Genomic DNA, 23,098 nt, shown 5'->3' on the forward strand with positions numbered 1-23,098 from the left:
CGTGGCGCGCGCCCTCATCATCGTCCTCGATTCCGTGGGCGTCGGCGGGGCCCCGGACGCGGACCGCTACGGCGATGCCGGGTCGGACACGCTGGGGCACATCGCCGAGCGCTGCGCGGAAGGCCGCGGCGACCGGGCGGGGCTGCGCGCGGGCCCCCTGCGCCTGCCCCACCTCGCCGAACTCGGGCTCGGCCTGGCTGCCGCCGGGGCCTCGGGCCGGATCCCGCCGAACCTCGCCCCGGCCGGCCCGCCGCGCGGCGCCTACGGCCACGCGGTGGAGACGGCCGCCGGCAAGGACACGCCCTCCGGCCACTGGGAGATCGCCGGCCTGCCCTTGACCGAGCCCTGGGGGCATTTCCCCGACACCCGGCCGGCCTTCCCGCCGGAGCTGGTCCGCGCGCTCGTCGCCGAGGGCGGCCTCCCGGGCATCCTGGGCGACTGCCACGCGCCCGGGGTCGCGATCATCGACGCGCTGGGCGCCGAGCATCTCCGGACCGGCCGGCCGATCTGCTACACCTCGGCCGACAGCGTGTTCCAGATCGCCGCCCACGAGGAGGCGTTCGGGCTGGAGCGGCTCTACGACCTGTGCCGGGTGGCGCGCCGCCTGTGCGACCCCTACCGCGTCTGCCGGGTGATCGCCCGGCCCTTCGTCGGCGCGCCGGAGACCGGCTTCCGCCGGACCAGCAACCGCAAGGATCTCGCCGTCGCCCCGCCCGGGCGCACGCTGCTCGACCGGGCCGAGGCGGCCGGCCGCGCGGTGGTGAGCGTCGGCAAGATCGGCGACATCTTCGCCCACCGCGCCACCGGGCGCGAGATCAGGCCGGGCCCGAACGCGGCCTGCGTGACCGCGGGGCTCGACGCGCTGGCGACGCTGCCGGAGGGCGGCCTGATCTTCGTCAACCTCGTCGATTTCGACACCGAGCACGGCCACCGCCGCGACGTGCCGGGCTACGCCGCGGAGCTGGAGGCGTTCGACGCGCGGATCCCCGAGATCCTGGCGGCGCTGGCACCGGGCGACCTCGCGGTGATCACGGCCGACCACGGCAACGATCCGACCTGGACCGGGACCGACCACACCCGCGAGCAGGTCCCGGTGCTGGCCTTCGGCCCCGGCGTGGCCGGCCGGCCGATCGGCCGGCGGGAGACCTTCGCGGATATCGGCGCCACCGTGGCGGCCCATCTCGGCCTCGCCTGGGACGGGGCCGGAACACCGTTCCTGTAGGGAGGACAAGACGTGCGGGACGACGACGACCGGCCGCGCAAGGCCGTTGCCCACGAGATCGGGCAGCCCCTCGACACGCTCTCGCTCGGGGATCTCGACGAGCGCGTCGCGCTCCTGCGCGCCGAGATCGCCCGGCTCGAGGCGGCGCGGGCCGCCAAGCAGGCGGCGCAGGGCGCGGCCGACGCCTTCTTCAAGCGGGGCTGAGGCTTGGACCGGCGCGAAATCCTCGCCGCCCTGCGGCGCGGCGATCTCGGCGGCGCGCGCGAGCTGCGGCTGCCCGACGGCCTGACGGAGGTGCCGCGCGAGGTCTTCGCGCTCGCCGACACCCTCGAGGTGCTCGATCTCGGCCGGGGCAGCCTCACCGACCTGCCGGACGATCTCGGCCGCCTGCACCGCCTGCGCGTGCTGTTCTGCTCCGGCAACCCGTTCCCGCGCCTGCCGCCGGTGCTCGGCGCCTGCCCGGCGCTGAGCCAGCTGGGCTTCCGCGGCTGCGGCATCCGCGAGGTCCCGGCGGTGTCGCTGCCGCGCGACCTGCGCTGGCTGACCCTGACCGACAACGCGATCGCGGAGCTGCCCGCCGCCCTCGGCGAGCGGCCGCGCCTGCAGAAGCTGATGCTGGCGGGCAACCGGCTCACGGCGCTGCCCGACAGCCTGTCGGGGGCGGACGACCTCGAGCTGATCCGGCTCGCCTGCAACCGTCTCGCGGCGATCCCGCCCTGGCTCGCGCGCCTGCCCCGCCTCGCCTGGATCGCCTACGCCGGCAACCCCGCCGAGCCGGCGACGGCGCCGGTCGCGGCCCCCGCGGTGCCGTGGGCCGACCTCGCCGTCGGCGACCTGCTCGGCGAGGGCGCCTCGGGGCGCGTCCACCGGGCGCGGTGGCGGGGGCCGGCCGGCGGGGAGGACGTGGCCCTGAAGCTGTTCAAGGGCGCGATGACCAGCGACGGCCTGCCCGAGCGGGAGATGGCGGCCTGCCTCGCCGCCGGGACGCACCCGGCCCTCACGGGCGCGCTCGGCCGGCTCGAGGGCCATCCCGACGGTGCCCGCGGCCTGCTGCTCCGGCTCCTGCCGGCGCACTGGCGCGCGCTCGCCGGGCCGCCGTGCCTCGCGAGCTGCAGCCGCGACGTCTACGACCCGGACCTGCGCCTCGGCGCCGACACGGTCCTGCGGATCGCCCGCGCCGTGGCCGAGGCGGTGGCGCACCTGCACGGGCGGGGCCTGCTGCACGGCGACGTCTACGCCCACAACACGCTCTGGGATGCCGGGACCGGCGCGGCCGTGCTCAGCGACTTCGGCGCCGCCTCGGCTCTGCCGGACGGGCCGCTCGGCGCGGCCCTGGCGCGGGTCGAGGTCCGCGCCGTCGGCATCCTGATCGGCGAGCTGCTCGACCGATGCGCGGCGCCGCCGGACTCCCTGCGCGCCCTGGCGCGGGCCTGCACCGGGCCGGATCCCGACGGGCGGCCGGGCCTCAGGGCGGTGATCGCCGAGATCGGGCGGCTGCAGGCCTGATCGCGCGGCCTCGACCGGTGCCGGGAGCGGTCCGCTGTCTCAGTCGGGGATATCGCCCTGCCCGCGCGCGATCACGGCGAACAGGTCGCCGAGGGCCGCGAGGCTCGCGGCCTGGAGCTGGGCCGCCGGCACCACGGCGCCGTCCGGCCCGGGCAGGTCCCGCGTCGCCGTGGCGGCCGCCACGACGGTGGGGCGGAACCCGAGGTTGAAGGCGCTCCGGGCGGTGGAGTTGACGCACATATGCGTCATGAAGCCCGCCAGGACGACGTCCTTCACGCCGATCTGCTCGAGCCGCGCCTGGAGGTCGGTGCCCACGAAGGAGCTCGGATAGGCCTTGGTGATCACCGGCTCGTCGCCCTGCGGCGCCACCTCCGGGCTGATCTGGCCGATCGGGGCGGTCACGTCGTAGGGCGAGCCCGGCCCGGCATCGTGGCGGACATGGATCACCGGGATCCCGGCCTCGCGCGCCCGTCGCAGGAGCGCCGCCGCCTCCCGGAGCGCGGGCTCGACGCCGTCGAGCCGCATCACGCCCTCCCGGTAGGTCTGCTGCAGGTCGATCATCACGAGCGCCGAGCCCCTGAGCGGGGCCGGCGCGGGGCTCAGGCCGGACAGGCCGCGCAGGGTTGCCGGATCGGACATCGGCGGTTCCTCCCGTGGGGCCGCCTCGGAGGCGGCTCTCTGAGCCCGGGACGCTACGACGGCGCGGCCCGGTCGCGCCAGTGTGCAAAGGTGCAACGCTCGCGCGCCGGGGCCGGATGTTCCCCCAGGAAGGTTGGCCGCGCGGATTGATCCGCCCCCGCGCGTCGCTACATGCGCGGCGTGACCGCCCCGCCCCTGCGCCTCGGCGCGCTTCTCCTCGCCCTCGCCTGCGCGCAGCCGGCCGCGGCCGCCCCGTCCGAGGGGGCGACCGAGACCGTCGAGCAGGCCCTGTGCCGCCTCATCGACGACTCGGCCAAGGCCCGCGGCCTGCCGGTACCGTTCCTGACGCGCCTGATCTGGCGCGAGAGCAGTTTTCGCGTCGGGGTGGTGAGTCCGGCCGGCGCGCAGGGCGTCGCGCAGTTCATGCCCGGGACCGCCCGGGAGCGCGGCCTCCTCGACCCGTTCGATCCCGAGCAGGCGATCCCGCACGCGGCCCACCTGCTCGCCGACCTGAGGACCCAGTTCGGCAATCTGGGCCTCGCCGCCGCGGCCTATAACGGCGGCGCCGCGCGGGTGAGCAAGTGGCTCGCCGGCGACGGCGGCCTGCCCGCCGAGACGCGGGCCTACGTGGCCAACATCACCGGCCAGCCGGTGGACGACTGGCGGACCGGCCCCGGCAAGGCGATCGAGTTCCCGGAGGGCGGCGCGCCCGCCAAGTCCGACGGCAAGTCCGAGAGCAAGTCCGAGGCAAAGGGTCAGAAGGACGCGACGGACCAGAAGGAGGCCAAGGGGGAGGCCAAGAGGGAGACCAAGCCGGAAGCGCCGCAGACCTGCCTGCAGGTCACCGCCAGCCTGCGCGTCCCGTCACGCGGCGACCGCTTCGCCCTCGGCCTCAACGAGGGGCCGGCCGCTCCCTGGGGCATCCAGCTCGCCGGCAACTTCTCCAAGGCTCTGGCGCTGCAGAGCTTCAACCGCGCGCGGAGCGCCTACGCGGGGGTGATCGGCGAGGTGCGGCCGATGATTATCGGCACGCGCCTGCGCAACCGCGGGACCCGCGCCTTCTACCGGATCCGCATCCCGGCGCAGAGCCGGCAGGCGGCCGACGACCTGTGCGGCCGCATCCGCAAGGTCGGCGGCGCCTGCTTCGTGCTGCGGACCTGATTTTTCGTGATCCGCCCCGAGAGCGTCATCAATCCGCCCCGAGGGCGGTGCGGTATGGCCCGGTCGGGACAACCGGATGGGATATGACACGTCTCCTCACCGCGCTCGCTAGCCTCCTCTGCCTCGGGCTCGCCGCGTTCGGCTTCACCGCTGCCTCGCCGCTCGCGCTGTTCGACGCGATCGGCCCGCGCGATCCGGGGGGGCGGCTCGCCGCGAAGGACCAGCCCTTCGGCGAGGGTCCGCGGCGGCGGCTCGACGTCTACGTTCCCACCGCGGGCGCCGAGAACGCGCCGGTCCTGGTGTTCTTCTACGGCGGCTCCTGGCAGAGCGGCGCCAAGGACGACTACGCCTTCGTCGGGCACGCCCTCGCGGCGCAGGGCTTCGTCACGGTGCTGCCCGATTACCGGCTCTACCCGGAGGCGCCGTTCCCCGGCTTCCTCGAGGACGGCGCCGAGGCTATCGCGTGGGTGCGCGACAACATCGCCGGATACGGCGGCGACCCGCGCCGCATCGTGCTCGCCGGCCACTCGGCGGGCGCCTACAACGCCGTGATGCTCGGCCTCGACCCGCGCTACGTGATCGCCGCCGGGGTCGATCCCAAGGTGATCAAGGCCGTCGCCGGCCTGTCCGGCCCCTACGACTTCCTGCCGTTCGACCAGGACACCACCGTCAAGGTGTTCGGCAAGGCGCCCGATCCGGAGGCCACGCAGCCCGTCGCCTTCGTGGGCCCGCTCTCGCCCCCCGCCTTCCTGGCGACCGGCGACGCCGACACCGTGGTGAAGCCGCGGCACACGGTCAGCCTCGCCGCCAAGCTGCGGGCCGAGCACGTCCCGGTCCAGGAGCGGCTCTACCCGGGCCTCGACCACAAGGACACGCTGCTGGCGCTGTCCGTCACCTTCCGCTCGAAGGCGCCGGAACTGGCCGAGATGGCGTCCTTCCTGATGCGGCAATCCGCCGGCCGCTCGCAGTACACGATGCGGCGCTGACCCCGCCGGCACCGCGTCAAGGTTATCGCGCGATCGCGGGGTGCAACATCTGATTTTCCATCGCCCCGCACCTGCGGGCCGCTAGAATGGTCCTGGCCGCGCGGCGCGGCCTCGCGGTGGGACGGCATGGCTTCTGCGGACGCGGCGATCGGGATCCCGGCCGACGGGCGGCAGCGCGGCGTCGCGGGCCGCGACGTGCCGGACGTTCTGCGCGTGCTCCTGAACGGCGCCGTCTTCGTCCTGCTCTGGAACCACGTCTGGCTGAAGGACCTGTCCGACCGGTCGATGCTCGCGGCCTCCGAGGACGGCAGCCTGCTGACGCAGATCCTGTTCCTCAGCGCCGGCGCCGCCATGGCGGCGGCGATCCACCGGATCGGCGTGCGCCACCTCCGCCCCCTGGTGACCCGTCCCCTCGTGCTCTGCGCCCTCTGGCTCGGGGCGACGGCGCTGCTCTCCGTCGAGCCGAGCCTGTCGCTGCGGCGGCTCGCGCTCTTCGCCATCGCGGCGATGCTCTCGGCGGGCGTGCTGATCGTGGCCCGCTCGCCCCGCCAGCTGGCGCTGACCATGGCCGGGTCCGCCCTGGTCATCGTGCTCGCCTCCTACCTCGCGGTCGCCTTCGTGCCGAACCTCGCGATCCACTCGGCCTTCGACGTCAATTCCGATCCGAGCCACCCGGGCCTCTGGCGCGGGATCTTCCCGCAGAAGAACGAGGCCGGTGCCGCCATGGTGATCCTGGTGATCGTGGGCCTCTACGTCGCCAGGGTGGCGAGCCGCGTCCTCGGCTGGGCGATCGTGCTCCTGGCAGCCGGGTTCCTGGTGGCGAGCGGCTCCAAGACCGCGATCCTGCTCCTGCCGGTGATCCTCGCCGTGACCGGCCTGTGCCAGGTCCTGACCGGCGGGTTCCTGCGCCGCCTGCTGCTCCTCGGCCCGGTGATCGGGTTCTCGCTGATCTCGATCGGCTCGGTGCTGGCGCCGCCGATCCAGGAGGCGGTGGGCTCGCTGCTCACCGACGCGACCTTCACGGGCCGCAGCGAGATCTGGCAATTCGCCATCGACAACATCGCGATCCGGCCCTGGCGCGGCTGGGGGATCGGCGCCTTCTGGATGACCGAGCGGACCATGTATGCCGGCTCCGAAGCGCTGACCTGGGTCAACACCGTCGACCACGCCCACAACGCCTATCTCGACACCGCGCTGATCGGCGGCCTGCCGTTCCTCGCCCTGACCGTGGTGGCCTTCGTGCTCGCCCCGGTGCGCGACCTGCAGCGCGTGGCCGGCGGGACGCGCCTCGACGCGGAGACCCTGCTGTTCCTGAGGCTGTGGTTCCTCGGGCTGGTCTCGGCCTCCTTCGAGACGGTGCTCTACAACGGCAACAACGCCACCTGCTGCATGTTCATGATGGCGGTGTTCGGCCTGCGCCTGCGCACCCGCTACGCCGTCGCGGCGGGCTGAAGCGCCCCGGGCGCCCGGACATCACGCGCCGGCCGCGGAAGGCCGCGCGTCGTGAGCGTACCCGTCCCGGCCTGCCTCCTCGAACGTCTCCGTCCCCCGTCCGCGAGGCTTCTGTCCGATAGCGGACGGCAACAACTTGTCCGGGAAACTGTTGGTCGGCATTCGCGCGGAGATTCTGCATGCCGGGCAGGGCTCGTTTCGCTTGGACTGACGTGACGTTCGCGCTGGGCGTGAGCGCCCTGTGCGCGCTGTCCCTCTTCGTGGCCCACTAGCCAAGGGACCGCGCCGGGGCGTCCCGTCCCGCCGCAGCGTCGCGAGTCCGGCGCGCCGCGACATCCGTCCGCGCTGTGGGCCGGCCGCGGTCAATCGGGCAGTGCGAAGACCAGCAGCGCGTCGCCGGTTCCGAAGCCCGACGCCCTGGTGAACGAGGCACCGCCCGCCGCCACCGCGACGTACTGCTTGCCGTCCAGCGCGTAGGTCATCGCCGGCCCGCTGATGCCGGCCCCGCACTGGAAGCGCCAGAGAATCCGGCCGTCCCGCGCGTCGTGGGCGTCGAGATGGCCGTCCTCCTCGCCCGAGAAGACGAGCCCGCCGGCGGTCGCCAGGGTGCCCCCGGAGAGGCGGCTCGCGCCGCGCACCGACCACGCGATCCGGCCGCCGTCCGCGAGATCGACGGCCGTGAGCGTGCTGAAGGACGGCTCGCCCCTGGCCTCCCCGGTCTCCGTGTAGCGGATCTCCGGACGCCCCGCGGCGGCCGGCACGGTCTTCACCGTGTAGGTCGTCGCCCCGTGGCGGACCTGCACGTAGGCGCGCGTCCCGTCATAGGCGGTGGGCGGCCACGAGACCGCGCCGAGCGGGCCGGGCGCCACCACGGTGCCCTGCGGGGTCGGCGGCGCGAACAGGTTCTTCTGCTCGATCAGCGGGGCCGAGCGCGCGAGCAGCTTCCCCGTGGCGCGGTCGTGGACGTAGATCCAGCCGGTCTTGCTCGCCGAGGCCACCGCCCTGGCGCCGCCCGGCATGTCCAGCAGGAAGGGCGGCGCGGCGACGTCGTAGCCCCACTCGTCGTGCGGCACCTGCTGGTAGTACCAGCGCAGCTTCCCGGTCTTCACGTCGAGGGCGACGAGGCACATCGTGTAGAGATTGTCCCCCGGGCGCGACAGGCCGAAATTCTGCGGCGCCGGGTTGCCGGTGCCGAGGAAGATCAGGCCGAGATCGGGGTCGTAGGCGGGCGTCATCCAGAGGGAGCCGCCGCCCACCCGCCAGGCATCGCGGTTGGCGGGGGCCGCCGCCTTCTCGGCGGCGATGTCGCGGTGGAGCGGCGTGCCGTCGGCGGTCTTCTCCACGAAGCCGCCCTCCCAGCCCTCCGAGGGCGTCACGTACCAGCGCCATCGTTCCTCGCCGGTCCTCGCGTCGTAGGCCGCGAGCCAGCCGCGCCGCCCGTATCCGCCCTCGATGCCGACCACCGAGCCGCCGTCGAGGCCGCCCGCCTCGTCCTCGATGTGGAGGCCGTAGCCGGCGCCGGTGACGCCGACGATGACGAGCCCGTCGGCGACGAGCGGCGGCATCTTGAAGCCGAGGCGGCTCGAACCCTGGACGGGCTTGCCGCCGAGGGTCGCGGCGAGACCCGAGGCGGTCTCGGTCTCGCCCTCCTCCGGGCGCACCGCCTCCTTCTCCCAGACGATCCGGCCGGTCCTGGCGTCCAGGGCGATGAGCTGCCCGTCCATGGTCGCCTCGAAGACGAGGCCCCCCGACACCGCGACCCCGCGGTTGGAGGGCGGGCCGAAGATCTTCTCGGTGCGCGGCTTGTGGGTGTAGGTCCAGAGCGGCTTCCCGGTCTTCGCGTCGAGGGCGGCGACGTTGTTCTGCGTCGTGGAGACGTAGAGGGTGCCGTCCACCATCACCGGCTGGGCCTGGAAGTAGCCGGTGACCCCGGTCTGGAAGATCCAGGCGGGACGCAGCCGGCCGACCGTGTCGCGGTTGATCTGGGTCAGCTCGGAGAAGTTGCGGTTGCTCGGGTCGTGCCCGAAGGCCGGCCAGGGCGTCTCGGCGGCGGAGGCCGTATTGAGGGAGGCGGTTCCGGCAAGGCAGGCCAGCAGGGCGGCCCCGATCCATCGCGACAAGGTTGTGCTCCCGTGTGCGGCGCCCGTCGCGCCCGAACAGGTCTTCTCGCGACGCGGCCTCACGCCTGTCGCCGGGGCGCCCCGTCGAGCTGCGCCGGCGTCGCCTGGGCGCCCATGGCCCGGGCCATGTCGGCGGCGCTCTGGCCGGAGGCGTCGCGGCGATCCGGGTCGGCGCCGTGCTGGAGGAGCAGGTCGACCATCTCGGTGCGGTCGAACATGGCCGCGGTCATCAGCGCGGTGCGGGTGCCGTCGCCGGTCCCGTCCACCGCGGCCCCGTGCCGGAGCAGGAGCTGCGCGACGGCGAGGTCGTTCTTGAAGGCCGCGCCGGCGAGCGGCGTCTGGCCGCGGTCGTTGGCGAGTTCCGGGTCGCCGCCGGCCTCCAGGATCACCCGGGCGGCCTCCGCCTGACCGTTATAGGCGGCGAGCATCAGCAGGCTGTCGCCCTTGTCGTTGCGCAGGTTCGCCGGCAGCCCCTGCCCGAACAGGTCGGCGAGCTCCTCGGCGTGGCCCATCCGCGCGTACTGGAAGACCCGGCCCGCGAAGGCCAGGGTCTCGTCGTCGAGGGTCGGGGGCGGGTTCGTCTCTGAGGCCATCGCGTGCTCGTCACTCATCGCGGCTGATCTGGGCCGCTGCGGCATCGACGTCCAGCGGCCGGGGGAACAGTTTCGTCGCCCGGCTCGTTCCAGCCGCCTATCCGGGCCAGGCCCGGCGTCTCCGGAGCGCGACGATGCCCCGACCGTTTGAGCCCTACGCCGACGCGCTGCGCACCGCCCGCGAGATCGTGCGCGAGCAGGCTGGGACCGTCGTTGAGGCGGCGGTCCGCGCGGATTCCCACGCCTACGACGAGGCCTGCCACGTCCTCGTGGTCCGGATCGCGCAGGCCATCGTCGATGCCGGCGAGGCCGGGTCGGGACACGGCCTCGGCCGCGGCAGCGAGGCCGCCTGAGGCCCCGGCGGCCGGGTCAGCCCCGCCGTCGCCCACCGCCGCCCTTATATTTGGGCTTCTGACCGCCGAGCCCCTGCGTCGAGCGCGGCTTCGGCCGCTCCTGCCAGACCGGTGCCGCGCCGCCCACCGGCAGCTCTCGGTCCGTCCCCGGGCCCATATTGTCGAGGTCGGGCCTGGCGATGCGGCTGCCCCCGCGCGGCGGCTTCCGGCCGAACTTGCCGGCCTCGCGCTCCACGTCGCCCTGCCGGGCCATCGGGTCGTCGGAGACCAGCAGCTCGGTCGCCTGGAGCCGCTTGAGCTCGTCGCGCAGCCGCGCCGCCTCCTCGAAGTCGAGGTCGGCGGCGGCCGCCCGCATGCGCTTCTCGAGGTCCGCCATCACGGCCTTGAGATTGTGGCCCACCGTGATCGCGTCCTTGGCGAGCCCGGTATCGACCTGCACGTGGTCGCGCTCGAACACGCTGCTCAGGATGTCGGCGATGCCGCGCTTCACGCTCTGCGGCGTGATCCCGTGCTCGGCGTTGTAGGCGAGCTGCTTGGCGCGGCGGCGCTCGGTCTCGGCCATCGCCCGCTCCATCGAGCCGGTGATATTGTCCGCGTACAGGATGCAGCGCGCGTCGGCGTTGCGGGCCGCGCGGCCGATCGTCTGGATCAGCGAGGTCTCCGAGCGGAGGAAGCCCTCCTTGTCGGCGTCGAGGATCGCCACCAGGGCGCATTCCGGGATGTCGAGGCCCTCGCGCAGCAGGTTGATGCCGATCAGGACGTCGAAGGCGCCGAGCCGCAGGTCGCGGATGATCTCGATCCGCTCCAGCGTGTCGATGTCGGAGTGCATGTAGCGCACCCGCACGCTGTTCTCGTGCAGGTACTCGGTGAGGTCCTCGGCCATGCGCTTGGTGAGCGTGGTGACGAGGGTCCGGTAGCCGGCCTGCGCCACCTCCCGGACCTCGCCCAGCAGGTCGTCCACCTGGCTGCGGGCCGGGCGCACCTCGATCACCGGGTCGACGAGGCCGGTCGGGCGGATGACCTGCTCGGCGAAGACGCCGCCGGTCTGCTCCATCTCCCACTTGCCGGGCGTGGCCGAGACGTGGACCGTCATCGGCCGCATCGCGTCCCATTCCTCGAAGCGCAGCGGTCGGTTGTCGAGGCAGGAGGGCAGGCGGAAGCCGTATTCGGCGAGCGTCGCCTTCCGGCGGAAGTCGCCCCGGTACATGCCGCCGATCTGCGGCACGGTGACGTGGCTCTCGTCGGTGAAGACCAGAGCGTTGTCGGGCAGGTACTCGAATAGGGTCGGCGGCGGCTCGCCGGGCTTCCGGCCGGTGAGGTAGCGGGAGTAGTTCTCGATGCCGTTGCAGGCGCCGGTCGCCTCGATCATCTCGATGTCGAAGGTGCAGCGCTGGTCGATCCGCTGCGCCTCGATCAGCCGGCCCATCTTGGTCAGCTCCTCGATCCGGCCCTTCAGCTCGTGCTTGATGCCCTTGATCGCCTGCTGCAGCGTCGGGCGCGGCGTCACGTAGTGCGAGTTGGCGTAGACCTTCACGAACTTCAGTTCGGAGATGGTCTTGCCGGTGAGCGGGTCGAACTCGACGATGCTCTCGACCTCGTCGCCGAACAGGCCGATCCGCCAGCCGCGATCCTCCAGGTGGGCCGGCCACAGCTCGATCGAGTCGCCCCGCACCCGGAAGGTGCCGCGGGCGAAGTCGGACTGGATCCGCTTGTACTGCAGGGCCACGAGGTCGGCGATCAGCTGGCGCTGCTCGATCCGCTCGCCGAGGGAGACCGTGAACGACATCGCCGTGTAGGTCTCGACCGAGCCGATACCGTAGATGCACGAGACCGAGGCGACGATGATCACGTCGTCCCGCTCCAGCAGTGCGCGGGTGGCGGCGTGGCGCATCCGGTCGATCTGCTCGTTGATCGAGGATTCCTTCTCGATGAACGTGTCGGACCGCGGGACGTAGGCCTCGGGCTGGTAGTAGTCGTAGTAGGAGACGAAGTACTCGACCGCGTTGTCGGGGAAGAACGCCTTGAACTCCCCGTAGAGCTGCGCGGCCAGCGTCTTGTTGGGCGCGAGGATCAGCGCCGGGCGCTGCGTCTCCTCGATGATCTTGGCCATCGTGAAGGTCTTGCCCGAGCCGGTGACGCCGAGCAGCACCTGGTCGCGCTCCAGCGCCTGCACGCCGCCGACGAGCTCGGCGATCGCCCGGGGCTGGTCGCCGGCCGGGGTGAAGTCGGATTTGAGCGTGAACCGGACGCCACCCTCGGATTTCTGCGGCCGCTCCGGCCGGTGGGGCGTCCAGGTCTTGCCGTCCTTGAACAGCGGGTTGCCCTCGGTGAGCAGCCGCTCCAGCGCGCTCACCGTCGCCGAGGCGCCGCCGTCGCCGCCGGGATCCGGCAGCTCGGCGCCCTCCGGCGCGGGGCCGTCCTCGGGCGGCGTCAGGCCGAGCGCCTGCGCCAGACGGGGGTCGACATCGGCCGCGTCGCCGAGCGCGTAGCCGGCCTGGGGTGCCTCCGCGAAGCCGTCGCGGGCGATCTCGGCCCTCCGGGTCGCGGCCGCGGGCACCCCGTCCTTGGGGTTGCCCTTCCTGCCCCTCGCCTTGCGGCCCGGCCGTGCCGGCGCCTCGGGGGGCGGCTCGACGGCGGCCGGACGGTTCCGGTTGAGCGCCGGGTTCAGAAGCTCCGCCAGGTAGGTGTCCAGGGGCTTCAGCTCGGGCTTCGACGCCTTGGCGGACGTGGCCGTCACGGAGGCGGCGCGCGGTTTCTTCGGTGCGGGCATGAGAACAATATGGGCCCGGATCGCGCTCCGAGAAACCCTGCGCGGGTGCGGTTTGACGGCTTTCGTCCGCCGCCGGCCATGCCGAGGACGGGCCGCGGAGCGCCGTGGCGTTCCACTAAAGACGGTGTGGCGAATACAACCGATAGGTAGAATTCACCCGGGGGCGAACTCGACCGCGGTCCCGGATGCTGAGAAGATCGGCATGCGCGCGCGGAAATCGGCTTGCGGTGGGCCGACCCCGTCGATACTTTGCGGTGCAAAGTGGGGTGTGCGGCATGCTGCGGCCGGGGGCTTGAGGCACATGCAGGACCTGGACAAGGCGCTGGCCGACATCGTGGCCATCCGCTCGCAGATCGCCCGCGACACGGCGTTCCGCGGCTTGGGCGCGGCGACGGTCGCCGGCACCGGCGGCCTCGCGCTCGCCTGCGCGGCGGGGCAGGCGCTGTGGCTCGGCGATCCCGCGGCGCGGCCGGGCCTGTTCTTCGGCCTCTGGATCGCGGCGGCCCTCGCGGCCTTCGCGATGATCGGCGTCGAGGCGGTCCGGCGCAGCCGGCGCCTGCATTCCGGCCTCGCCGACGCGATGGTGTGGAACGCCATCGAGGTGTTCCTGCCGGCCGCGGGTGCGGGGGCCTGCCTCGCCCTGGTCATCGCCCGCTTCGCCCCCGGCGAGGTCTGGATGCTGCCGGGTCTCTGGCAGGTTCTGGTCGGCCTCGGCCTGTTCGCCTCGGCGCGGATCCTGCCCCGGGCGGTCCAGGGCGTCGGGGCCTGGTACCTGCTCGCCGGGCTCGCCGTGCTGGCGGTCTCGGCCGAGACGCGGGCCCTGTCGCCCTGGACGATGGGCCTGCCCTTCCTGATCGGCCAGGCGTGGCTGGCCGGGATCATCCATCACGGGGCCCGGGCCTTCGATGACGACCGCTGACCGTTCCGAGGGGCGCTTCTCCTACGAGGGGCTCGACAGGATCATCCACGAGCGGGCGCGCCTGAGCGTGCTGACCTCTTTGGTGGCGCACCCGAAGGGGCTGCCCTTCCCGGATCTCAAGCGGCTGTGCGGGCTCACCGACGGCAATCTCAGCCGCCACCTGGCCGTTCTGAGCGAGGCGGATCTGGTGAGCCTCGAGAAGCGCTTCGCGCAGAACCGGTCGCAGACGATCTGCCGCCTCACGGCGGTCGGGCGTCGGCGCTTCATCGGTTATCTCGGCGTGCTGGAGCAGGTGGTGCGCGACGCCGCGGAGGCGGCCGAGCGCGGCCCCGAATCCGGTGTCCGCGGCCTCGATCCGGCCACGAAAACGGCGTGAGACCGCCCGTCCCGCCGGGAATGTTAATCCCGTTTCGATAGACCTCTACGCCACGCCCATGCCGGGAGACTTTACGATGCAAAGCGAAGCGGTGCCGGGAGCCCTGCACGCCGCGATCATCATGGACGGCAACGGGCGCTGGGCGACGCAGCGCGGCCTGCCGCGGCTGGCCGGCCACCACCGGGGCGTCGAGGCGATCCGCCGCACCGCCGAGGCGTGCCCGGATCACGGCATCGGCACGCTCACGCTGTACGCCTTCTCGGCGGACAACTGGCAGCGGCCGGCCGAGGAAGTGGGCGGCCTGATGCGGCTCCTGCGCTCGTACCTGCGCAACGAGACCCAGCGCCTCGCCCGCACCGGCACCCGTCTCAGCGTCGTCGGTCGGCGCGACCGTCTGCCCGACGGCATCCCCCAGGCGATCGCGGCCGCCGAGGCCGCCACGGCGGCGGGGACCCGGCTGCATCTGCGGATCTGCGTCGACTACTCGGCCCGCGACGCGATCATCGCGGCGGCGCAGCGCCTCGCCGGCGAGGAGCCGACGCGCGAGAGCTTCGGCAAGCTGGTGGCCGGTCCGATGCACGGCTCGCCGGTGGATGTCGACCTGCTGATCCGCACCGGTGGCGAGCGCCGCCTCTCCGACTTCATGCTGTGGGAGGCGGCCTACGCCGAGCTGCTCTTCACCGAGCGGATGTGGCCCGATTTCGGGCCCGACGACCTCGCCGAGGCCGTGGCCGAGTTCGGCCGCCGGGAGCGCCGGTTCGGCGGCCTGAAGGCGCCGGCCGTCCCGGCCGCCGCCTGAGGCGGCTTGACGCGCGCGCGCCGGCGCGCAGAGGGTCGGCGGCATGACCGAGACCCTCGCCCATCGCCGCGTCCTCCTCGTCATCGGCGGCGGCATCGCGGCCTACAAGGCCCTCGACCTGATCCGGCGGCTGCGCGAGCGGGGCGCCAGCGTCTGCCCGGTCCTGACCGCGGGGGCGCAGGAATTCGTGACGCCGCTGGCGGCGGCCGCGCTCGCCGGTGAGCGGGCGCATACCGACCTGTTCGACCGCGCTTCCGAGGCCGAGATCGGCCACATCAAGCTCGCCCGTCAGGCCGATGCCGTGGTGGTGGCGCCCGCGACCGCCAACCTGATGGCCCGCATGGCCGGCGGTCACGCGGCCGACCTCGCGACCACGGTCCTGCTGGCCACGACCCTGCCGATCCTGATCGCGCCGGCCATGAACGTCCAGATGTGGGCGCACCCCGCCACCCGCCGGAACCGCGCGGTTCTGGAGGGCGACGGCGTCCGGATCGTCGGGCCGAATGCCGGCCGGATGGCCGAGCCCGAATCCGGACCCGGCCGGATGGCCGAGCCCAACGAGATCGCCGACGCGCTGGAGCGGATGCTCGGCACCCCGAGCGGGGACAGGCCCTTGGCCGGCCGGCGCGTGCTCGTGACCTCGGGCCCCACCCACGAGCCGATCGACCCCGTCCGCTACATCGCCAACCGCTCCTCGGGCCGCCAGGGCCACGCCATCGCGGCCGCCGCCGCCGCGGCCGGCGCCGCCGTGACCCTGGTCTCCGGGCCGGTGGCGCTCCCCGACCCGCCGGGCGTCGCCGTCGTGCGGGTCGAGACCGCCCGGCAGATGCTGGCCGCCGTCGAGGAAGCGCTGCCGGCCGACATCGCGGTCTTCGCCGCCGCGGTCGCCGACTGGCGCCCGGAGCAGGAGGCGGGCAGCAAGAAGATCAAGAAGGACGGAACCGGGCCGGCGCCGATGCCGCTGGTCGAGAACCCCGACATCCTCGCCACGATCGCGCGCCGGCCGGCCGGGCGCCCGCCCCTCGTGGTCGGGTTCGCGGCCGAGACCGACACGGTGGTCGAGCACGCCCGGGCGAAGATCGCCCGGAAGGGCTGCGACCTCATCGTGGCCAACGACGTGTCGGCCGAGGGCGGCGTCATGGGCGGCGTCGACAACACGGTGCACCTGATCCGGCGGGACGGCGCCGTGGAGACCTGGCCGCGCCTCGGCAAGGACGAGGTCGCCCGGCGGCTCGTCGCCCATTTCGCCGCGCTTCTGGCCGGCTGACGCGGCGTCCCCGAGAGGGACGCGAGACCCCTCGGACGGCGCGCCGTTCCGAGCGTGAGTGTCGTTGCGCACAGGGAAGATAAAAGTGTTTCTGCAACAAATCCGCGTTCGATTGATTGGTGGCCGAAAATATCTGCACCTATGACCAATCATTTTCCAGTCGTTCGGCAGGAAAATAATTCGGAAAGGGAAATTTTAAGACGGTTCTGTGCCTTGGTCCGCCCGCATTGTCCCGGCTGTGCGGGGAAAAACTTGCTATGCTCCGGCATGCCCGATCGAACGGGCGGCCGGAGCCGAGGCACGATGCGCGTAGGGGACCTGTCCATCCGGACGACCATGAGCCTCGTCCTCGTCGTCATGGCCACGATCATGCTCGGCTTCGCGACGGGCACCGTGCGGGAGGCGCGGCAGCACGCCGCCGAGGCCGAGCGGGTCATCGCGCTGGTGCGGGCGAGCCGCGCCCTCCTCCAGACGCTGAACGTGACCCGGTTCGAGCGGGGCGCGACGCTGCAGTTCCTCGCCGCCGCCGAGCCCGTCGAGGCCGAGACTCGCGCGTCGCTCTACGCCGACCGGCAGCGGGCCATCGCGGGGCTCGCCGCGGCCCGGCCGCTCCTCGACGGCCTCGAACTCCCCGCCGTGGCGGCGACCGTCGGCCGGCTGCACGAGGCGAGCGGCCGCCTCGACCGCCTCCGGCCGCGGGTCGACGCCGCCCTGGACGTGCCGGGCGCGCGTCGCGACGGCGCGGTGACGGCGGAGGCCAGGGCCGCCCTCCAGGCCATGCTCGATGCCCTGATCGCCACGAGCGACGCCGTGGACGCCGCGATCCCGCTGTCCGACGGGCTCCTCCGGCGCGACCTCGCCCTGAAGCGGGCGGCGTGGGCGACGCGCATGGCCAACGGCGCCGTCGCGCTGCGCGTGCAGACATCCCTGGCGGCCGGGGTGTCCTGGTCGCTGGACGAGACCGTCGCGGCCGCCGAGGAGCGGGGACGGCTCGACGCGGCCTGGAACGCGGCGATCGAGGCCGCGGCCGAGGCGTCCGGGACGGTCCAGGCCGCGTTCCGGCGAGCCCGGGAGAACAATTTCGAGGGCGCCCCCCTCGCCCGCCGGCGCGCCGTGGCGCAGGCCCTGGCTCGCGGCGCGCCGCCGGGCCTGACGCTCGCCCAGGCGCGCAAGCTCGACACGCCCGAGCAGGTGACCCTCGTCGACCTCGCCTTCGTCTGCCTCGACGAGATGGTCGCGCGGGCCGAGGCCCTGTCGGGGGCGGCGCGGAGCACCCTGTGGCGCGACGGGGCGGCCCTGGTCGCGACCCTGCTGCTCGTCGCTCTCGGGCTGCTCGCCCTGTTCCGCGGCGTGCTCCGGCCGATCCGGCGGATCACGGCAGCCATGGAGGCCCTCGCGGCCGGGGATTCCGCCGTTGCCGTCCCGGGCCTCCGGCGGCGCAACGAGATCGGTGCCATGGCGGCGGCCGTGCAGGTGTTCAAGGACAACCTGATCCGCACCCGGCAGCTGGAGGCCGAGGCCGAGGCGGCGCGGCAGGACGCGGAGCGTCAGCGCGGCCTCGCGATGCGGCAGGTCGCCGACCGCTTCGCCGACGCCGTCGGCGGGATCGTCGCGCAGGTCTCGACGGCGGCCGCATCGTTGCAGGCCACGGCCCGCGGCATGACGGAGATTGCGGCCGAGACCGCGGGGCAGTCGACCACCGTCGCGGCCGCGGCCGAGGAGGCGGCCAGCAACGTCGGCACCGTGGCGGCGGCGGCCGAGGAACTCGGCGCCTCCGTGCAGGAGATCGGCCGGCAGGTCGACGGCTCGGCCGGCCTCGCGCGGGCGGCGGTCGCGGAGGCCGACCGGACCGGCGCGCTGGTCCGGGACCTGAGCGAGGCCGTAGCGCGGATCGGCGACGTAGTCGGGCTGATCTCGACCATCGCGGGCCAGACCAACTTGCTGGCGCTCAACGCCACGATCGAGGCGGCCCGCGCGGGCGCGGCCGGCCGCGGCTTCGCGGTGGTGGCCACGGAGGTGAAGGCGCTGGCCGAGCAGACCGCCCGGGCCACGGAGGAGATCGCGGGCCAGATCGGGCGGGTGCAGGCCTCGACCGGCCAGGCCGTCGCGGCGATCGGGACGATCACGGCCCGCATCCGGGACATCGACGGCGTGGCGACCACGATCGCGGCGGCGGTGGAGCAGCAGGGCGCGGCGACCCGCGAGATCGTCCGCAACGTCGGCCAGGCGGCGCAGGGCGCGGCCGCGGTCACCGGCCACGTCGCCGGCGTCGCCGCGGCCTCCGGCGCGACCGAGGCGGCGGCGGGCGAGGTTCTGGGTGCCGCCGCCGCCCTGTCGGCCCAGGCCGCGCACCTGACCGAAGAGGTCGGCCGCTTCCTCGACGGCGTCCGGGCCGCCTGAGCGCGTCCCCGGAGCGCGCCTCCAAGCGCGCCGTGGGGCGCCCTTTGGGGGCGCCGCGGCCGCCTCCCTGGCCTGGACGGGTCCGAGGCGATAGAAGGCCTCCCGACGGCCGGCGCGCACGGCGCCGGCTCCAGGGAGAAACCATGCCTCGCCTGTCCCCCCTCTTCGGAGCCGCGTTGATCGCCATGACCACAGCCGCCAATGCCGAGACCGTGACCACCCCGTCGGGCCTCAAGTATCAGGACGAGGTCGTCGGCACCGGGCCCGAGCCGAAGGCCGGCCAGACGGTCACCGTCCAGTACACCGGCTGGCTCGACGAGGGCGGCAAGAAGGGCAAGAAGTTCGACTCGTCCCGCGACCGCAACCAGCCCTTCAGCTTTCCCCTCGGCGCCGGCCAGGTGATCAAGGGCTGGGACGAGGGCGTCGCCACCATGAAGACCGGCGGCAAGCGCACCCTGATCATCCCGCCGCAGCTCGGCTACGGCGCCCGCGGCGCCGGCGGCGTGATCCCGCCGAACGCCACGCTGATCTTCGACGTCGAGCTCCTCGGCGCGAAGTAAGCGGCACGGCTGCGCGACGGCGGGAATTTCGACACGATGCTGTTCGCGCAGCTGTCCGACGAGCTGTTCAAGCCGCTGGCCTCGCCGAGCCGCGGCTTCAACGCGGCCCTGCTCCTGCACCTGCACCGGCGCGTCCTCGGGGCCGAGCCGGTGCGCAAGGCCGAGCTCCTGGCCGAGATCGGCGACTTCGCCGCCGGCTGGAGCGACCCGGAGGTCAGCGGCGACGAGCCGATCTCGGCCGACCCGGCCGAGCGCCGCACGGCGCTCTACCGGCGCCTCCTCGACACCGGCTGGCTGATCGAGCGCCGCGAGCGCTACGTCCCGGTCGCGGAGTTCGACCCCGAGGCCCGCCTCCTCCTGGAGGAGCTGTCGCGGCTGGAACGGGGCGAGACCCGCTCCTACGGCGGGGCCGTGCTGGAGGTGCTGGGCGGGCTCGAGAGCGCCCTGTCGGACCCGGCGAACCGATCCGAGGCGCTGTCCAACGCCGCGCGGGGCGCGGCCGCCTTCCTGTCCCACGTGCGCGGCCTCGCGGCCGGCATGCGCAAGGTCGAGGAGCGCATCCTGCGCGAGCCCGACCGCGCCAAGACCTTCCGGCTGTTCTTCGAGGATTTCGTCGAGCGCCACCTGATCAGCGACTACCGGACGCTGCACACCCGCTTCAACCCGTTCCGCTTCCGCGCCAGCGTGGTGCGCGAGGCCGGCCGGGCGCTGCGCGACGCGCTCACGGTCCGGGCCCTGGCCGAGGGCCTGATCCGCGAGGGGCGGAGCGCCGACCTCGACACGGCGCAGCGGGCCGTCCGGGCGGATCTCGCCCAGATCCTCGCGGTGTTCGAGGGCCTCGACAACCACCTCGACGCCGTCGACGCCGTGGTGGCGCGCCTGGAGCGCCGGATCGCCTCCGCGCTGCACGTGATGGACCGCCCGGACCCGAGCGGCGTCGAGCGCGTCGCCGCGATGCTGCGCGCCGTCGGCGGGTCGGAGATCGCCCCCGAGGTGCCGGGCGACGTCTCGCTGCTGCGGCCGCCGATCGGGCACGCGCATCTCCAGGCGCCGCGCGCCCGCAAGTCGGCCATCGACATGGAGCCGCTGCCCGACATCGAGGACGACCCCGTGGTCGACGCCTTCGCGGCCGCCAAGGCGGAGTTCCGGCGCCGCACCACCGTGACGCCCGAGAGCATGAGCGCCTTCGTGGAGGCCCGGCTCGGCAAGGCGGTGCGGCTGCGCGGGTCGCAGATCGTCATCGCGGGCGTCGACGACTTCATCGTGTTCCAGCGCCTGCGCGAGATCGACGTGCTGTTCGACGCCAAGCTCGGCGCGCGCTACGCCCTGACCCGGCTGCCCGAGCGCGTGGTCAACGGCTGGCTGGACTGCCCGGATTTCCTGCTGGAGCGCCGTCCCCGTGCTTGAGGGCTTCCGCGCGATCATCGACGGCGACGAGCCGCCGCCGCCCGGCGCCCGGGCGCCGGACGCCGAGGAGCTGTGCCGCGCCCTCCAGGTGCTGCTGAAGGGGCAGGTGATCTACGCCGAGACGCAGGGCATCGGCCGCTCCTACGAGCTCGCCCGGCACTACGCGCCGTTCTTCACCGACTACTTCGCCTGCCTCGGCTACGCGCTGACCGTCTCGCACCGCGACCAGATGGTCTCGCTGAGCCCGGCCGCCGACGCCCCGCGCCACGACATCGTCTCGGAGCGCCTGCGCAAGGACGAGACCCTGGTGCTGCTGGCGCTCCGCCTCCTCTACGAGGAGGGCCTGCGCGACCACCGGGCCGGAACGGACGGGATCGTCGACTGCACCACCGACGAGATCGTCGAGAAGATCCGCGCCGTGGCGCGCAACGAGCCCCCCGAGGAGGGCCGGCTCGCCGACATCCTGCGCCTCTACGCCAAGCGCGGCGGCCTGCGCCTCGGCGAGCGCGACCGGGTCGAGCGGGTCACGCCGCTGTCGCTCCTGCCGGGGCTGACGGTGCTGGCCTCCGACGCCTGGATGGAGCGCCTGCGGGCGTGGTCCGAGGCCGGCGAGGCCTGATTCCGCCGTCCGGTCGACCAGTTCGGCGCCGTCTTTGCGAGCGGAGCGAAGCAATCCAGCCGGCGCCACGATTGCCGGCGTCGCGCTGCCCTGGGTCACTTCGCTGCGCTCGCGATGACGGAGTGAGATACGTCAACCGCGACGTGCGGCCGAACCCACGTGACCGCGCTCAGGCCGCCCGGACCGTCGCCAGGAAGTGCTCGACCTCGCTGCCGAGATGGGCCGCCTGGCGGGCCATCTCGGAGGCCGAGGCCAGGACCTGCGCGGCGGCCGCGCCGGTCTCCTCGGCGGCGCCGGCGACCCCGCTGACATTGACGGTCACCGACTCGGTCCCGGTCGCGGCCTCGGCGACGTTGCGGACGATCTCCTGCGTGGCCGCGCCCTGCTCCTCCACCGCCGTCGCGATGGAGTTGGCCATGCCGCTGATCTCGCGGATGCGGCCGGCGATGCCGTCGATGGCCTGGACGGCCTGGCCGGTCGAGCCCTGGATCTGCGCGATCTGGGCCGAGATCTCGGCCGTCGCCTTGGCGGTCTGGTCGGCCAGCGCCTTCACCTCGGTGGCGACGACCGCGAAGCCGCGGCCGGCGACGCCGGCCCGGGCCGCCTCGATCGTGGCGTTCAGCGCCAGCAGGTTGGTCTGGCTGGCGATCGCCGAGATCAGGTCGACCACCTCGCCGACCCGGCGCGCGCCGGTGCTCAGGGCCTGGACGAGGTCGGCCGTGGCGGCGGCCTCGCGGACGGCGGCCTGCGCCAGGTCCGCCGAGGAGCCGACCTGGCGGCCGATCTCGTTGACCGAGGAGCCGAGCTCCTCGGCCGCCGCCGCGACCGTGGTGACGTTGGAGGAGGCCTCCTCGGCCGCCGCCGCCGCGCTGGTGGACTGGCCGGCCGTCTGCGTCGCCGTCGCGGTGAGGCTCTGGGCCGTGGACTGGAGCTGCGTCGCCGCCGACGTCACCGAGCCGACGATGCCGCCGATCGCGGATTCGAACCGGTCGGCGAGTTCGCGCGTCGCCTGCCGGCGCTGCGCCTCGGCGCCGGCACGGGCCTGCGCGGTCTCGGCCTCGAGGGCGCGGGCGTGCAGCAGGTTCTCCCGGAACACCGCGACGGTCGCCGACATGGCGCCGATCTCGTCCCGCCGCGCCGCGTAGGGGATCTCGGCCTGGGTGTCGCCGTCGGCGAGCCGCCGCATGGACAGCGTCATCCCGGAAAGCGGCCGCGACACGCCCGTGAAGGCGTACAGCATGGCGCCGAGCGCGATGACGAGGCTGACGAGCAGGCTCACGACGGTCGTCCGGACCGCGTCGGCCTGGCTGTCGCGGGCCGCGCGTCCGGCCGCCTCGCCGTTCCGGATGTTCAGGTCGGCGAGGGCGCGGGTCGCGCTGGAGGCCGCGAGGTAGTTGGCGTTCATCGGACCGCGGAAATAGGCGAGCGCCTGGTCGTGCTGGTCGGCCGGGAAGGCGCGCAGACGCGTCCAGTCGGCCTGCTGCACCGCCAGCTTGGCGAGCAGGTCGTCGTAGATCCCCTGCTCCTCCTTCGACGCCACCAGGCCGCGGTACGCCTCGGCCTTGGCCTGGCGGTTCCGCATCATCTCGTCGGCGTTCTTCAGGCTGGTCTCGCGCTCGGCGTCAGTATCCGCCGTCACGTAGCGGAACTGCCACAGTCGCGAGCGCATCACGAGGGCGTTGATCGCCTGGGCCTCGTTGATCGACGGCACGGCGTTGTCGATCAGCTCCGCGAGCCGCTGGTCGACCGCCTGCATCTTGTAGAGGGTCACGCCGCCCTGAACGATCGCCGCCAGGAGCAGGAGGGCGAAGAGGCCGCTGAGTTTTGCTTTGAGACTGAGACGCATCGGTCGGTTCCGGTCGTGCAGGCGAGACCCGCAGGACATGAACAGTTTGTGCTAACAGGGTTATAACCTGAGGTAGGATCAGGCTTCACGGGTTCGCGTGTGT

At 73.5% G+C, this 23,098-nt stretch carries 20 protein-coding genes; 15 read left to right on the top strand and 5 right to left on the bottom strand.

What is annotated here, in order from left to right:
• Window position 1: 1 nt before the first annotated feature.
• The 3 genes from ACLBYB_RS00210 to ACLBYB_RS00220 are packed head-to-tail and all read left to right on the top strand — an operon-like array spanning window position 2 to window position 2,728.
• Window positions 2–1,222 (top strand): phosphopentomutase, encoded by a 1,221-nt coding sequence (locus tag ACLBYB_RS00210; protein ID WP_447697486.1) that lies wholly within the window; start codon window positions 2–4, stop codon window positions 1,220–1,222.
• Window positions 1,223–1,234: 12 nt separating this feature from the next.
• Complete coding sequence (locus ACLBYB_RS00215) at window positions 1,235–1,426, top strand: DUF1192 domain-containing protein (RefSeq protein ID WP_012317818.1); 192 nt, start codon at window positions 1,235–1,237, stop codon at window positions 1,424–1,426.
• A gap of 3 nt (window positions 1,427–1,429) precedes the next feature.
• Complete coding sequence (locus tag ACLBYB_RS00220) at window positions 1,430–2,728, top strand: leucine-rich repeat-containing protein kinase family protein (RefSeq protein ID WP_447697487.1); 1,299 nt, start codon at window positions 1,430–1,432, stop codon at window positions 2,726–2,728.
• A 39-nt stretch (window positions 2,729–2,767) separates the two neighbouring features.
• On the opposite strand, the gene ACLBYB_RS00225 is transcribed toward ACLBYB_RS00220, so the two are convergent.
• On the bottom strand, window positions 2,768–3,367 hold the full coding sequence (locus ACLBYB_RS00225; protein WP_103985426.1) for a cysteine hydrolase family protein: 600 nt from the start codon (window positions 3,365–3,367) through the stop codon (window positions 2,768–2,770).
• A 171-nt stretch (window positions 3,368–3,538) separates the two neighbouring features.
• Between ACLBYB_RS00225 and ACLBYB_RS00230 the strand changes: the two genes are divergently transcribed.
• The 3 genes from ACLBYB_RS00230 to ACLBYB_RS00240 all read left to right on the top strand — a co-directional run bounded on the left by ACLBYB_RS00230 (window position 3,539) and on the right by ACLBYB_RS00240 (window position 6,966).
• Window positions 3,539–4,528 carry a lytic transglycosylase domain-containing protein gene (locus ACLBYB_RS00230; RefSeq protein WP_100252654.1) on the top strand — a complete coding sequence of 330 codons (990 nt, stop codon included), beginning with the start codon at window positions 3,539–3,541 and terminating at the stop codon, window positions 4,526–4,528.
• 83 nt (window positions 4,529–4,611) lie between these two features.
• The gene (locus tag ACLBYB_RS00235) at window positions 4,612–5,514 is read left to right on the top strand and encodes an alpha/beta hydrolase (protein ID WP_042674716.1); all 903 of its coding nucleotides are present in this window, start codon (window positions 4,612–4,614) and stop codon (window positions 5,512–5,514) included.
• A gap of 126 nt (window positions 5,515–5,640) precedes the next feature.
• The gene (locus ACLBYB_RS00240) at window positions 5,641–6,966 is read left to right on the top strand and encodes an O-antigen ligase family protein (RefSeq protein ID WP_447697488.1); all 1,326 of its coding nucleotides are present in this window, start codon (window positions 5,641–5,643) and stop codon (window positions 6,964–6,966) included.
• 362 nt (window positions 6,967–7,328) lie between these two features.
• Here ACLBYB_RS00240 and ACLBYB_RS00245 read toward each other — a convergent pair whose 3' ends face one another.
• Together ACLBYB_RS00245 and ACLBYB_RS00250 are read right to left on the bottom strand one after the other, a co-directional pair.
• Window positions 7,329–9,086, bottom strand: coding sequence for an outer membrane protein assembly factor BamB family protein (locus tag ACLBYB_RS00245; RefSeq protein ID WP_447697489.1), 1,758 nt, complete (start codon window positions 9,084–9,086; stop codon window positions 7,329–7,331).
• Window positions 9,087–9,145: 59 nt separating this feature from the next.
• Window positions 9,146–9,679, bottom strand: a complete 534-nt coding sequence (locus ACLBYB_RS00250; protein WP_020093615.1) for an ankyrin repeat domain-containing protein — start codon at window positions 9,677–9,679, stop codon at window positions 9,146–9,148.
• Between the two features lie 134 nt (window positions 9,680–9,813).
• Between ACLBYB_RS00250 and ACLBYB_RS00255 the strand changes: the two genes are divergently transcribed.
• Entirely contained in the window at window positions 9,814–10,032 is a 219-nt protein-coding gene (locus ACLBYB_RS00255; protein WP_042674712.1) for a hypothetical protein, read from the top strand.
• Between the two features lie 16 nt (window positions 10,033–10,048).
• Here the strand turns inward: ACLBYB_RS00255 and uvrB are convergent, their stop codons facing one another.
• Window positions 10,049–12,802, bottom strand: a complete 2,754-nt coding sequence (gene uvrB, locus ACLBYB_RS00260; protein ID WP_447697490.1) for an excinuclease ABC subunit UvrB — start codon at window positions 12,800–12,802, stop codon at window positions 10,049–10,051.
• 301 nt (window positions 12,803–13,103) lie between these two features.
• Here uvrB and ACLBYB_RS00265 point away from each other — a divergent pair, with 301 nt between their 5' ends.
• From ACLBYB_RS00265 to ACLBYB_RS00300, 8 genes are all read left to right on the top strand, one after another.
• On the top strand, window positions 13,104–13,721 hold the full coding sequence (locus tag ACLBYB_RS00265) for a hypothetical protein (RefSeq protein ID WP_056525429.1): 618 nt from the start codon (window positions 13,104–13,106) through the stop codon (window positions 13,719–13,721).
• Window positions 13,708–14,097, top strand: a complete 390-nt coding sequence (locus tag ACLBYB_RS00270) for a transcriptional regulator (RefSeq protein WP_020093611.1) — start codon at window positions 13,708–13,710, stop codon at window positions 14,095–14,097. The genes ACLBYB_RS00265 and ACLBYB_RS00270 overlap by 14 nt, the downstream gene beginning before the upstream one ends.
• A 76-nt stretch (window positions 14,098–14,173) precedes the next feature.
• A complete protein-coding gene (locus ACLBYB_RS00275; protein ID WP_020093610.1) occupies window positions 14,174–14,896 on the top strand; it encodes a di-trans,poly-cis-decaprenylcistransferase in 723 nt (240 codons plus the stop codon).
• A gap of 43 nt (window positions 14,897–14,939) precedes the next feature.
• Window positions 14,940–16,163 (top strand): bifunctional phosphopantothenoylcysteine decarboxylase/phosphopantothenate--cysteine ligase CoaBC, encoded by a 1,224-nt coding sequence (coaBC, locus tag ACLBYB_RS00280; RefSeq protein WP_100252648.1) that lies wholly within the window; start codon window positions 14,940–14,942, stop codon window positions 16,161–16,163.
• A gap of 303 nt (window positions 16,164–16,466) precedes the next feature.
• The gene (locus ACLBYB_RS00285) at window positions 16,467–18,563 is read left to right on the top strand and encodes a methyl-accepting chemotaxis protein (protein WP_447697491.1); all 2,097 of its coding nucleotides are present in this window, start codon (window positions 16,467–16,469) and stop codon (window positions 18,561–18,563) included.
• Window positions 18,564–18,706: 143 nt separating this feature from the next.
• Entirely contained in the window at window positions 18,707–19,123 is a 417-nt protein-coding gene (locus ACLBYB_RS00290) for an FKBP-type peptidyl-prolyl cis-trans isomerase (protein WP_026605341.1), read from the top strand.
• 36 nt (window positions 19,124–19,159) lie between these two features.
• On the top strand, window positions 19,160–20,530 hold the full coding sequence (locus ACLBYB_RS00295; RefSeq protein ID WP_091679805.1) for a Wadjet anti-phage system protein JetA family protein: 1,371 nt from the start codon (window positions 19,160–19,162) through the stop codon (window positions 20,528–20,530).
• A complete protein-coding gene (locus ACLBYB_RS00300; RefSeq protein WP_020095807.1) occupies window positions 20,523–21,149 on the top strand; it encodes a DUF4194 domain-containing protein in 627 nt (208 codons plus the stop codon). The genes ACLBYB_RS00295 and ACLBYB_RS00300 overlap by 8 nt, the downstream gene beginning before the upstream one ends.
• Before the next feature lie 169 nt (window positions 21,150–21,318).
• Here ACLBYB_RS00300 and ACLBYB_RS00305 read toward each other — a convergent pair whose 3' ends face one another.
• The gene (locus tag ACLBYB_RS00305; RefSeq protein WP_447697492.1) at window positions 21,319–22,995 is read right to left on the bottom strand and encodes a methyl-accepting chemotaxis protein; all 1,677 of its coding nucleotides are present in this window, start codon (window positions 22,993–22,995) and stop codon (window positions 21,319–21,321) included.
• Window positions 22,996–23,098 lie beyond the last annotated feature (103 nt).

The sequence above is a fragment of the Methylobacterium sp. D54C genome (assembly GCF_053345595.1).

Excerpts from the sequence above, each read along its gene's own strand:
- ACLBYB_RS00225 (WP_103985426.1), bottom strand. The coding sequence starts at position 3,367 with ATGTCCGATCCGGCAACCCTGCGCGGCCTGTCCGGCCTGAGCCCCGCG.
- ACLBYB_RS00230 (WP_100252654.1), top strand. The coding sequence starts at position 3,539 with ATGCGCGGCGTGACCGCCCCGCCCCTGCGCCTCGGCGCGCTTCTCCTC.
- ACLBYB_RS00235 (WP_042674716.1), top strand. The coding sequence starts at position 4,612 with ATGACACGTCTCCTCACCGCGCTCGCTAGCCTCCTCTGCCTCGGGCTC.
- ACLBYB_RS00240 (WP_447697488.1), top strand. The coding sequence starts at position 5,641 with ATGGCTTCTGCGGACGCGGCGATCGGGATCCCGGCCGACGGGCGGCAG.
- ACLBYB_RS00250 (WP_020093615.1), bottom strand. The coding sequence starts at position 9,679 with ATGGCCTCAGAGACGAACCCGCCCCCGACCCTCGACGACGAGACCCTG.
- ACLBYB_RS00255 (WP_042674712.1), top strand. The coding sequence starts at position 9,814 with ATGCCCCGACCGTTTGAGCCCTACGCCGACGCGCTGCGCACCGCCCGC.
- uvrB (WP_447697490.1), bottom strand. The coding sequence starts at position 12,802 with ATGCCCGCACCGAAGAAACCGCGCGCCGCCTCCGTGACGGCCACGTCC.
- ACLBYB_RS00265 (WP_056525429.1), top strand. The coding sequence starts at position 13,104 with ATGCAGGACCTGGACAAGGCGCTGGCCGACATCGTGGCCATCCGCTCG.
- ACLBYB_RS00270 (WP_020093611.1), top strand. The coding sequence starts at position 13,708 with ATGACGACCGCTGACCGTTCCGAGGGGCGCTTCTCCTACGAGGGGCTC.
- ACLBYB_RS00275 (WP_020093610.1), top strand. The coding sequence starts at position 14,174 with ATGCAAAGCGAAGCGGTGCCGGGAGCCCTGCACGCCGCGATCATCATG.
- coaBC (WP_100252648.1), top strand. The coding sequence starts at position 14,940 with ATGACCGAGACCCTCGCCCATCGCCGCGTCCTCCTCGTCATCGGCGGC.
- ACLBYB_RS00285 (WP_447697491.1), top strand. The coding sequence starts at position 16,467 with ATGCGCGTAGGGGACCTGTCCATCCGGACGACCATGAGCCTCGTCCTC.
- ACLBYB_RS00290 (WP_026605341.1), top strand. The coding sequence starts at position 18,707 with ATGCCTCGCCTGTCCCCCCTCTTCGGAGCCGCGTTGATCGCCATGACC.
- ACLBYB_RS00295 (WP_091679805.1), top strand. The coding sequence starts at position 19,160 with ATGCTGTTCGCGCAGCTGTCCGACGAGCTGTTCAAGCCGCTGGCCTCG.
- ACLBYB_RS00305 (WP_447697492.1), bottom strand. The coding sequence starts at position 22,995 with ATGCGTCTCAGTCTCAAAGCAAAACTCAGCGGCCTCTTCGCCCTCCTG.